Raw genomic sequence first — 11,438 nt, 5'->3', positions numbered from 1 at the left:
GACGTGAATGTATTCATTATCGGTAAAGGCGGAAGAGAACATACGCTGGCATGGAAGGCGGCGCAAAGCGGTCTCGTAGAAAACGTATTTGCAGCTCCAGGAAATGACGGTATGGCTGATTCCGCACAGCTTGTAAACATTGAGGAAAGCGATCACGCCGGGCTTGTCTCGTTTGCAAAAGAAAATCAGGTCGGCCTGACCATTGTCGGCCCCGAGGTTCCTTTAATTGAAGGTCTGGTGGATGAATTCGAAAAGGCCGGTCTGCGTGTGTTCGGCCCGTCAAAAGCCGCTGCGATCATCGAAGGCAGCAAACAGTTCGCTAAGGATTTAATGAAGAAATACGATATTCCGACTGCAGAATATGACACGTTCACATCCTTTGAAGAGGCAAAGGCATATGTGCAGGAAAAAGGCGCTCCGATTGTCATAAAAGCAGATGGACTTGCGGCTGGAAAAGGCGTAACCGTTGCTATGACAGAGGAAGAAGCGATTGCATGTCTGCATGATTTTCTTGAGGATGAAAAATTCGGTGATGCGAGCGCGTCTGTTGTCATTGAAGAATTTCTTTCCGGCGAAGAATTTTCTCTGATGGCATTCGTCAAAGGAGAAAAGGTGTATCCAATGGTGATTGCCCAAGATCACAAGCGGGCGTTTGATGGAGACAAAGGCCCGAATACGGGCGGAATGGGCGCTTACTCTCCAGTTCCGCAAATTTCAGAAGAAACCGTCCGCCATGCGGTGGAAACGATCGTCAAGCCGACTGCAAAAGCAATGGTACAAGAAGGCCGTTCCTTCATTGGCGTTTTGTACGCGGGATTGATGCTCACTGAAAACGGCTCAAAGGTCATCGAATTTAATGCCCGTTTTGGCGACCCGGAAACACAGGTCGTGCTTCCGCGCATGGAATCTGATCTGGTACAGGTGCTTCTTGATCTTTTAGAAGATAAAGAAGTCGACTTGAAATGGAAGGATACCGCGGCAGTGAGTGTGGTGCTTGCTTCAGAAGGGTACCCGGAAAGCTACGCAAAGGGCACGCCGATTGGCAACCTTGCAGCGGAAACTGATCAGGTTGTGGTCTTTCATGCCGGAACGAAAGCAGAAGGCGGAGAGTTCGTCACAAACGGAGGCCGCGTCGCCAATGTGACGGCTTTTGATGAAACATTTGAAGCGGCGAGAGACCGAGTGTACAAAGCCGTTGATGAGATCATCAAGCCGGGACTCTTTTTCAGAAAAGACATTGGGGCACGCGCTTTAAAGGCTGCCCAAAAATAAAGTGAAGAAAACCCGCAGAGGTTGAACTGCGGGTTTTTTGTTATGCAAAAGCGGGGTGGTGTGCGGAAGAAGAAAGCACAACCAGCGTGGTCGGTTTTCCGTGGGCCATCGAGGCGTCAATAAAATCTTCAAGCGTATGTACCGATTCTGTCACCACTTTTGTCACATAACTGTACATGCCTGTAATGCGGTGGTTTTACATCCGGATGCGCTGTGGCAAAGGCGGCGTAGTGTTTGCAGCTTTTCGGTTCCATCAGGATAAAAGCGGTAACATGCTTGTTTAGTTTTTCATAACAGATATTCGCGCTGTAGCCGGTAATCACTCCTTTGTCTTCCAGCTTCCTGACACGTTCCGCCGCGCTTGGAGAGCTGAGTCCAACAAGCTTTCCCAGCTCAACCATCGTTAATCTGCCATTTCGCTGCAAATGCGAGAGGATGTGAAGGTCTGTTTCGTCCATTTGTCTGGCTCCTTTACATGTTTAAGAGAATTCGTGAAAATTCCTTTTATCATAAGGTGATGCTGTCGATTTAACTTAATTGTAGCATATGGATGCCGTCTTATTTTTCCTATAATAAAGCCATCAACGGGAGAGGAGGCATCATGTTGCCAGAATTGCAGCGTTCGATCACTTGGATACAAGGGACGGCATTAACGATTGGGGCCGTTTTAGGCTGCGGGATATTAATTCTGCCGTCTGTCACAGCTGACGCAGCCGGTCCTGCTTCTTTATTTGTTTGGGTGTTCATGTCTTTCTTATCATTTCTTCTTGTCGGCACGTTGGCCCGGCTTGTGAAAATAGCGCCCAGCGCGGGAGGAATCACGGCTTATGTGCAGTTGGCTTTTCAGAAAAAAGCCGGAGCGGTTTTGGGCTGGATCATGTTAGGGTCCGTTCCAATCGGTGTTCCTGTCATCGCTTTGACTGGCGCGCATTACGTCAGTTACGTCACAGATGCTTCGGATTGGCAGATTACATTGATTGCAGGTTGTATGTTGGGTGTCTCCATTTTGCTTCATATAAAAAGCATTCAACTATCCGCTAATATCAGTACACTCGTTATTTGTGTCATCGTAATTCTGCTTGTCACTTCGATTGCCGTGTCATTTCCTCACGTCAAAGCAGCAGAATTCAAGCCGTTTCTTCCGCATGGCTGGTCTGCCGCAGGATCTGTTTCTGTAATGATTTTTTTCTCTTTTGTAGGCTGGGAAATGATTACCCCATTGTCCGAGGAATTTCATCGCCCTGAAAAAGATGTCCCAATCAGCTTGTTCTTGGGAGCGGCTTGTGTGGCAGGGCTGTATATCATGCTGTCGTTTGTGACGATAGGGACTCATTCATACGGAGTGAATGGAGAAATCGCATCGCTTGCCATGCTCATATCAAAAGGAGTTGGTGAAGGCGGAGTATATGTAACGGTGTGTTTAGCACTGTTTATCACATTCGCCACCATTCATGCTAATATTGCGGGTTTTTCCAGAATGGTGTACGCATTGGCGAGAGAGGGGCACATTCCTGTATATTTCGGGAAACTCAGTGAGACAAAACTTACGCCTATCCGTGTATTAACAGCGCTGGCCGCAGTGTTTGGCTTCGTGCTTGCGGCATATGGCTTGTTTCAAATCGATTTGACAACTCTGTTAAAAGGGCCGAGTGCGGCATTCATCGCATCTTACATATGTACAATGGCGGCAGCGCTAAAACTGTTGAGCTGGAGAGATTCAGGCTGGTGGATGGCGTTAGGGGCTTTTGCGGCGTGCGCAGTGATTTACTCATTCAGCGGCTGGGCAGTCCTTTATCCAGCAGCACTGGCAGCTGCAGGGTATCTCTATATGAAGACAAAGAAATGTCATGAGAAAAAGCCTGATCACGTTTCGTGATCAAGCTTTTTTCGTTTATCTGTCTTGATGCTCTTGTTCGTTATGACCGGAAGCGCTGTTTTGAAGCATGTAGGTCACAGGGCAGAAGCGCAGGATTCCCGATCCTGCTTTCATGGCCCCCATAAAGATGTAAAAGAGGTGCATTCTGCACCAAGGCTTTTTCGTAAACTTTGCGCTGGCGGCTGACATAATCGTCAGTCCGCAGGCGATTCTAAAGACGGCATTGATAAGACTGATGTTTGGCTTCATGGTAACCCGCTCCTTTTTAATTAAAAAATTTTTTAAATTGAACCTTCAAAAATTTGTAACGTTTTTATCGTGCGTGTTGAGGAAGGATGTGATAACATGAGTCTAATACATGTAAAGGAGAGTATGTGAATGTCCGAACGCACCTTTAACTGGAAAAACAAAGACATCAGGGCACAGGTTGATGTTGTAGACTCAAAGCTGCTTCCAACGCTCCTTTTACGGAATGCTCTCGTCTTAAATCCATATGTAAAACAGTGGCTGAAAAAAAACATTTGGATTTATCAGGACCGCATTGTTTATGTGGGTCATGAAATTCCGAATAGAGCCGAAGAAATTCATACAATTGATTGTGAAGGAAAATACATTGTGCCAGGGTATATCGAACCGCACGCACATCCTTTTCAAATATATAATCCCCAAACGCTGGCGGAATATGTGTCTCAATACGGAACAACGACATTTGTGAATGATAACTTATTTTTGCTTTTACAAAGCGGAAAAAAGAAAGCGCTTACCATTTTGAATGAACTCAAAAAGCAGCCTGTTCAATATTTTTGGTGGTCACGTTATGACCTCCAAACCGAAGTTCTGAACGAGGATCACGTTCTTCCGTTTGATGTCAGAAAGCAGTGGATTGAACATCCGGATGTGATTCAAGGCGGAGAAATGACCGGATGGCCGCGTTTGGTAGATGGTGATGATTTAATGCTTCACTGCATGCAAGCTACAAAGAAGCAGAGAAAACGCATTGAAGGGCATTTTCCCGGCGCTTCAAATAAAACGCTTACAAAAATGAAGCTGTTCGGAGCGGATTGTGATCATGAAGCGATGACAGGTGATGAAGTGATGAGAAGGCTGGAACTGGGCTACTATGTTTCCCTTCGGAACTCTTCCATTCGCCCTGATGTAAGAAAAATCTTGCGGGAGCTGCATGAGAAGGGTTTCCGCTATTATGACCATTTCTTTTACACGACAGACGGCGCGACGCCTAATTTCTATAAAGGCGGCATGACAAACGAGCTGATCCGCATCGCGTTAGAAGAAGGAGTCCCGGCAATCGACGCCTACAATATGGCATCATTTAATATTGCAAAGTATTATCAAATGGATGATTATTTAGGAGTTGTCGGACCGGGAAGGCTGGCATCGCTGAACGTATTAGAAGATCCGTTAAATCCGAATCCCGTGACCGTTCTCTCAAAAGGGGTCATCCTTCGTGAAGATGGCTGTGATTTGAAGGCGTTTACAAAGACGGGCTGGAGCAAAGGCGGTCTTGTCCCGCTTGAGCTTTCATATGATATGACGATGGATGATTTACAGTTTTCCATGCCGATGGGCGTGAAAATGCGGAATGCGGTCATTATGGAGCCGTATATGATTGAGATCGACAATTCGATGGAACAGCTCTCGTTTGACCATGATGAAAGTTATTTGACGATGCTTGACAGACATGGGAAATGGCGTGTCAATACGATGATAAAAGGCTTTGCCTCAAGCGTGCAGGGATTTGTGAGCTCCTTTACGACGACAGGTGATATTGTCGCGATCGGAAAAAATAAAGCGGATATGCTGCTCGCTTTCGCCCGCATGAAAAAGATCGGAGGAGGAATCGTTCTTGCGGAAAACGGGAACATTCTGCATGAAATTCCGCTTGCGCTGTGCGGCTGCGCCTCTTCGGAAGCGTATGAAGACGTGCTGGAGAAGGAACAAAAGCTGAAAGATCTTTTGACTGAAAGAGGTTACGAGTTTTGTGATCCCGTCTATACGCTGCTCTTTTTGCAAAGTACGCACCTTCCGTATATACGCATTACGCCTAGAGGAATCTTTGACGTCATGAAAAAAACTGTACTCTTTCCATCGATAATGCGTTAAAATATAAAAGAGCGGGGAGCCGACATATGAAAAAATGGATGACAGTTTGCGTGCTGTGTATCGTGTTTTTTCTGCTGGTATCCTGCCAGCAGAAGGATGCTGTCCCGGATTCTGCAAAGAAGCCGAAAGCTCCTTTGACAGGACTGGAGACGGAACAGAAGGTGACTGAACGCCGGCCTGTTGCTGTTATGGTGAATAATCACCCGAAGGCGAGGCCGCAGTCAGGACTGTCTAAAGCCGATATTGTCATAGAAGCGCTTGCCGAAGGGCAAATTACGAGATTTCTGGCCATTTTCCAAAGCCAGATGCCCGAAACTGTCGGGCCTGTGCGGAGCGCGCGGGAATATTTCGTCACTCTCAGCAATGGCTTTGACAGCATATTTGTCCATCACGGCTGGAGTCCCGGCGCCAAAGAGCAGCTGGAATCCGGAGCTGCCGATTATATGAACGGATTGGATTTTGACGGAAGCTTATTTTGGAGAGTTGATTTCAGCAAACCGCCCCACAATTCCTACACGTCTTATGATTACATAAAAAAGGCGGCGGAGCAAATGGGATATGAGCTGAAGCAGAAAACAGATCCGCTGCTGTTTCAAACATCAGAAGCAAAACCTGCAAATGACTTTTACAATGTTCGGGTAGATTATGGAACAAAGAACGTTACGAATCTTGTCGAATACAACTATGATAAAAAAGCCGAAGCTTATACAAGAAGCTCTGATGGTGTCATTACGACAGACCGGGAAACCGGAAAGCCGGTTGCAATGCAGAATATTTTCATTGTTGAAGCGAGCCATCATATTATTGATCAAGATGGAAGGCGGGACATCGATCTAGAATCAGGGGGGAAAGGTCTGTTGTTTCAGCGCGGAAACGTTATTGAAACAGACTGGAAACAAGTAAACGGCAGAATTGTGCCGGTAAAAGACGGCAAATGGCTGCCGCTTGTGCCCGGAAAAACTTGGATCAATATCGTGCCTGATCTAGATGCGGCTTCCATTAGTAAAGGAGAAGGTGTGTAACGATGCAAATCGATAAATTACGCGGCAAAGAGCTGGACCAGTTATTCAACTCGATCTTATCGCTGAAAGACCTGGAGGAATGTTACCGGTTCTTCGATGATCTTTGCACAATTAACGAAATTCAATCGCTGGCTCAGCGCCTAGAAGTGGCGCGCATGCTTCGCGAAGGTAACACGTATCATAAGATTGAAACAGAAACAGGCGCTTCCACGGCTACGATTTCCCGTGTGAAACGCTGCTTAAATTATGGAAATGACGCTTATGAAATGGCGCTTGACCGTGTGAAGGAGACGGAAACAGGGTCTTCTTCAAACTAACAAAGAGCCGCCCTGCCGTTTGGCATGGGCGGTTTCTTTATGAAACAAATTGGTTGATCAGTTTGTCGATGTCGACGATGCTTCCGTCTTCTTTTCGATAGACAACATGCTCCTTGGAAAAGTGGATGGGCGAATTGATGCCGGCTGCGGCTGCGAGATTAAACAGTCCCTCGCGCAGCGAAATGACGTAGTTGCAGACACGATGCTGTTTTTCCTCAACGCTTAGTGCTTGTTGCAGTTTTGGATCTGTTGTCGCTACACCTGCCGGACATGTGTTGGTGTGGCAGACGAGGGCGCGGATACAGCCGACAGAAAACATCATCCCGCGCGCAATATTGACAAAGTCAGCGCCGAGGGCTAAGGCGACCGCAATTTTGTCAGGAGTCAGGAGCTTTCCGGAAGCAAAGATTTTCAGCTGGCTGCGCAAGCCGTATTGTCTAAGCAGTGTATCAACCATAGGCAGCGCTGTCATAATCGGAAGGCCGACTGTGTCAGCGAGCTCATAAAAGGAAGCGCCAGTACCGCCTTCACTCCCGTCTATCGTAATAAAATCCGGATGCTTTCCGCTTTTCTGCATATAAGAGAAAAGCTCGCGCAATTCGTCAGGGTGGCCTGCGACAAGTTTGATTCCCACAGGCTTTTGCCCGACATCTCTAAGTTTCTCAATAAAGTCGAGCATTTCAGGAGCGTTTGAAAATTCATGAAAGCGGTTCGGGCTGTCAATTGATTTCCCGGGTTCGACATTCCGGATGTCTGCCACTTCCTCTGATACTTTGGCGCCATCCACATGGCCGCCGCGGGTTTTCGCTCCTTGCGCCAGCTTTAGCTCAAACGCTTTAATTTGGTCAAGCCTGCTTTTTCTTTTAAACTCCTCCCATGAAAATTCTCCGTTTCTTTTGCGCACGCCGAAAAGACCCGGACCGATTTGGCAAATGATATCGGTGCCGCCCTTTAAGTGATACTCAGATAATCCCCCTTCACCGGTATTCATCCATGTGCCGCCAGCCTGATGAAGCCCTTTTGAGAGCGCCGTAATCGCCCGTTCTCCAAGGGAACCGTAGCTCATGGCGGACTGGCCGACTAATCCCTTCACATAAAAAGGCTTCTCGCATGTATGGGAGCCGATCACCTGCACATCATCAGGGTGGAGATAATACGGATCGGCCTTAATTTGTTCGGCGTGTTCCTTTCGTTTGAACAGATTGTCAGCTTCGATTTCATAGATTTGGGTTTCAATTTTAGGCTTTTGGTTTACGTGCAATTCTTTTTTTTGTTTCGGAAATAGAGCATTACGGATATAAAAGCCCGGTTTGTCAAAATCTTTTACAGATCCAAAGCCCATCATTCTGCTTTTGTATTTGCCCGAGATAACGGTTTGCTCATATTCCTTTCGTGAAAAGGGCTTGCCCTCATTGTCATTGTTGAATAAATACTGCCTGAGTTCCGGCCCGATTTTTTCAAGGATATATCGAAATCTTCCAAGCAAGGGGTAGTTGCGGAGGATCGAATGCTCCTGCTGTTTTTCATCCTTTATGTAGATCCACAGAAACAAAACGATGGGGATGGCAATGATCCCGATAAGAAAAGCGATAAGTGCAATGATGAGGGTTTCCATCTGTCATCCTCCCTTTTTTATGTAACCTTTTCCACAGTTGAGCGCTTTCCAAACAATAACAGAAGGGAGTCATTTGCCTAGGCCTTGATGCTATTGAAGGCTTTCTGGAGCTTTCTTTTTTTATGAAAAAAGAATCAAAACACCTTTTTCAGTGAATAACGAGATTAACGGCTTTTTCCGTTTTTACGGGCTATGTGAATTTGTTATAATGTTTAAATGGTAACAAACGAATGGAGGAACGTATGACGTGTACGATGTAACGGAGTGGAAGCATGTCTTTAAACTCGACCCAAATAAAGATTTGCCTGATGAACAGCTGGAGATTCTTTGTGAATCAGGAACGGATGCGGTCATTATCGGAGGAAGCGATGGTGTGACAGAGGACAATGTCCTGCGCATGATGTCAAAGGTGAGACGGTTTTTGGTGCCGTGTGTCCTTGAGGTGTCAGCGATTGAAGCGATCGTTCCCGGCTTTGACTTATATTTTATTCCGAGTGTACTAAACAGCAAAAACGCGGACTGGATTGTCGGAATGCACCAGAAGGCCATGAAGGAATACGGAGAACTGATGTCTATGGAAGAAATTGTGGCGGAAGGCTACTGCATCGCAAATCCGGATTGCAAAGCGGCTGCATTAACTGAAGCGAATGCCGATCTGAGTGTTGACGATATTGCCGCCTATGCGCGTGTGTCTGAGCTGCTGCAGCTTCCCATTTTTTATTTGGAATACAGCGGTATGCTTGGAGACATAGAAGCCGTGAAGAAAACGAAGGCTGTATTGGAAACGTCCACCCTGTTTTACGGCGGCGGCATCAAGGACGCGGAAACGGCAAAGCAGTATGCAGAGCATGCGGACGTGGTTGTTGTAGGCAATGCGGTGTATGAAGATTTTGACCGGGCTTTAAAAACAGTAGCGGCTGTGAAAGGCGAGTAGTAAATTGTACGGATTTGGTTTATGATAGAACATATGTTTTGTATAGGCGGGTGAACGAATTTTGAATTATATTAGCAATCAATTACTAAGAGGATTAAACCCCGTTCAGCAGGAAGCAGTCAAAACAACGGACGGGCCCCTCTTGCTGATGGCGGGAGCGGGAAGCGGAAAGACGCGTGTTCTGACACACAGAATCGCTTTTTTAATGGCGGAAAAACATGTGGCGCCGTGGAACATTCTGGCGATCACATTTACAAATAAAGCGGCACGAGAAATGAAAGAACGTGTGGAAAGCATTCTCGGACCGGGCGCGGACGATATCTGGATTTCCACATTCCACAGCATGTGCGTGCGGATTTTGCGCAGAGATATCGACCGGATCGGGATCAACCGCAATTTCTCCATCCTTGATACGGCGGACCAGCTTTCGGTCATCAAAGGGATTTTGAAGGAACGCAATCTTGATCCGAAAAAGTTTGACCCAAGAAGCATCCTGGGCACGATCAGCGGTGCGAAAAACGAATTGACCGAACCGGAGGAATTCTCTAAAGTTGCCGGCGGTTATTACGATCAGATGGTCAGCGACGTATATGCCGATTATCAGAAAAAGCTATTGAAAAACCAGTCGCTCGATTTCGACGATTTAATTATGACAACGATTAAACTGTTTGACCGTGTGCCGGAAGTGCTTGAATTTTATCAGCGCAAATTCCAATACATTCATGTTGATGAGTATCAGGATACGAACAGAGCCCAATACATGCTTGTTAAGCAGCTTGCGGAGCGTTTCCAGAACCTTTGCGTGGTCGGGGACTCTGATCAGTCGATCTACAGATGGCGCGGCGCGGATATCGCCAACATCCTTTCGTTTGAAAAGGATTATCCGAACGCAAGCGTGATTTTGCTTGAACAAAACTACCGGTCAACGAAACGGATTTTGAGCGCGGCTAACGAGGTCATCAAAAACAACTCAAACCGCAAACCGAAAAATCTGTGGACGGAAAACGATGATGGCGTCAAAATTGCTTACTACCGCGGAGATAACGAGTTCGGCGAAGGACAGTTTGTTGCCGGTAAAATTTATCAGCTTCACAGCTCAGGCAAGCGGAAGCTGTCGGATATCGCCATTTTGTACCGGACAAACGCCCAGTCCCGTGTAATTGAGGAAACACTTCTCAAAGCTGGCTTGAACTATAACATTGTCGGCGGCACAAAGTTCTATGACAGAAAAGAAATTAAAGACATTCTCGCGTACCTGCGCCTCGTATCCAACCCGGATGACGATATCAGCTTCACACGTATTGTCAACGTGCCGAAGCGCGGAGTCGGCGCCACTTCACTTGAAAAAATCGCTTCGTATGCGGCGATGAACGGCTTGTCGTTTTTCCAAGCGATTCAGCAGGTTGATTTTATCGGCGTCAGCGCTAAGGCTGCCAACGCTCTCGACAGCTTCAGACAGATGATTGAGAACCTGACCAATATGCAGGACTACTTGTCCATTACAGAGCTGACAGAAGAAATTCTCGATAAGACGGAATACAGAGAAATGCTGAAGGCTGAGAAATCAATCGAAGCCCAAAGCCGTTTAGAAAACATCGACGAGTTCCTGTCTGTCACGAAAAACTTTGAACAGAAAAGCGAAGATAAAACACTCGTTGCGTTCCTGACTGATTTGGCACTGATCGCCGATATCGATCAGCTCGACCAGAAAGAAGAGGAATCCGGCGGCAAGGATGCGATCACGCTGATGACGCTGCACGCCGCAAAAGGGCTGGAGTTCCCGGTTGTTTTCTTGATGGGGCTTGAAGAAGGCGTCTTTCCGCACAGCCGTTCACTGATGGAGGAAGCGGAAATGGAAGAAGAGCGCCGCCTTGCTTACGTTGGGATTACGAGAGCGGAGCAGGAGCTTTATCTGACCAACGCCAAAATGCGCACCTTGTTTGGCCGAACAAATATGAACCCGGAATCTCGCTTTATTGCTGAAATACCGGATGATTTATTGGAAAACCTAAATGAGAAAAAAGAAACGAGAACGCCGTCTGCGAGAAAAATGCAGCCGAGACGCGGCCCTGTTTCACGTCCGGTATCCTACGCCGGCAAAACAGGCGGTGACTCCTTAAACTGGGCAGTTGGAGATAAGGCCGGCCATAAAAAATGGGGAACAGGAACTGTCGTCAGTGTGAAAGGCGAAGGAGAAGGGACGGAGCTTGATATCGCCTTCCCGAGCCCTGTCGGCGTAAAACGCCTATTAGCGGCATTCGCTCCTATTGAAAAGCAGTAA

9 protein-coding genes and 1 pseudogene are annotated in these 11,438 nt (G+C 47.0%); 7 read left to right on the top strand and 3 right to left on the bottom strand.

Translation table 11 applies throughout. The annotated features are described in order from the left end of the window. The first annotated feature begins 3 nt into the window (after window positions 1–3). Window positions 4–1,272 (top strand): phosphoribosylamine--glycine ligase, encoded by a 1,269-nt coding sequence (purD, locus tag ACMX2I_RS18525; RefSeq protein WP_414957927.1) that lies wholly within the window; start codon window positions 4–6, stop codon window positions 1,270–1,272. 40 nt (window positions 1,273–1,312) lie between these two features. Here purD and ACMX2I_RS18520 read toward each other — a convergent pair. Beyond that, window positions 1,313–1,730 (bottom strand): annotated as a pseudogene (locus ACMX2I_RS18520) (Lrp/AsnC family transcriptional regulator). A 143-nt stretch (window positions 1,731–1,873) separates the two neighbouring features. On the opposite strand from ACMX2I_RS18520, the gene ACMX2I_RS18515 reads away from it, so the two are divergent. Next, window positions 1,874–3,148 (top strand): APC family permease, encoded by a 1,275-nt coding sequence (locus ACMX2I_RS18515; protein WP_414957926.1) that lies wholly within the window; start codon window positions 1,874–1,876, stop codon window positions 3,146–3,148. A 15-nt stretch (window positions 3,149–3,163) separates the two neighbouring features. On the opposite strand, the gene ACMX2I_RS18510 is transcribed toward ACMX2I_RS18515, so the two are convergent. After that, a complete protein-coding gene (locus ACMX2I_RS18510; protein ID WP_087991352.1) occupies window positions 3,164–3,397 on the bottom strand; it encodes a DUF2892 domain-containing protein in 234 nt (77 codons plus the stop codon). Window positions 3,398–3,526: 129 nt separating this feature from the next. On the opposite strand from ACMX2I_RS18510, the gene ACMX2I_RS18505 reads away from it, so the two are divergent. From ACMX2I_RS18505 to ACMX2I_RS18495, 3 genes are read left to right on the top strand one after another with little or no spacing between them, the layout of a single operon-like run. Continuing rightward, window positions 3,527–5,269: an adenine deaminase C-terminal domain-containing protein gene (locus ACMX2I_RS18505; RefSeq protein ID WP_414957924.1), complete on the top strand. Its 1,743-nt coding sequence runs from the start codon at window positions 3,527–3,529 to the stop codon at window positions 5,267–5,269. Between the two features lie 26 nt (window positions 5,270–5,295). After that, window positions 5,296–6,291 carry a DUF3048 domain-containing protein gene (locus ACMX2I_RS18500; protein WP_414957922.1) on the top strand — a complete coding sequence of 332 codons (996 nt, stop codon included), beginning with the start codon at window positions 5,296–5,298 and terminating at the stop codon, window positions 6,289–6,291. 2 nt (window positions 6,292–6,293) lie between these two features. Then, window positions 6,294–6,608: a YerC/YecD family TrpR-related protein gene (locus ACMX2I_RS18495; protein ID WP_087991355.1), complete on the top strand. Its 315-nt coding sequence runs from the start codon at window positions 6,294–6,296 to the stop codon at window positions 6,606–6,608. Between the two features lie 37 nt (window positions 6,609–6,645). Here ACMX2I_RS18495 and ACMX2I_RS18490 read toward each other — a convergent pair whose 3' ends face one another. Next, window positions 6,646–8,223, bottom strand: coding sequence for an FMN-binding glutamate synthase family protein (locus ACMX2I_RS18490; protein WP_414957920.1), 1,578 nt, complete (start codon window positions 8,221–8,223; stop codon window positions 6,646–6,648). A gap of 247 nt (window positions 8,224–8,470) precedes the next feature. Here ACMX2I_RS18490 and ACMX2I_RS18485 point away from each other — a divergent pair, with 247 nt between their 5' ends. Together ACMX2I_RS18485 and pcrA are read left to right on the top strand one after the other, a co-directional pair. Further along, complete coding sequence (locus ACMX2I_RS18485) at window positions 8,471–9,157, top strand: heptaprenylglyceryl phosphate synthase (RefSeq protein ID WP_414957918.1); 687 nt, start codon at window positions 8,471–8,473, stop codon at window positions 9,155–9,157. Between the two features lie 61 nt (window positions 9,158–9,218). Further along, entirely contained in the window at window positions 9,219–11,438 is a 2,220-nt protein-coding gene (gene pcrA / locus ACMX2I_RS18480; RefSeq protein WP_414957916.1) for a DNA helicase PcrA, read from the top strand.

It is taken from the genome of Bacillus sp. SW14, from assembly GCF_047608225.1.
In the GTDB taxonomy this organism is placed as follows: domain Bacteria; phylum Bacillota; class Bacilli; order Bacillales; family Bacillaceae; genus Bacillus; species Bacillus subtilis_G.
The sequence above is the reverse complement of the archived record's forward strand: the minus strand, read 5'-3'. Positions and strand labels throughout refer to the sequence as shown.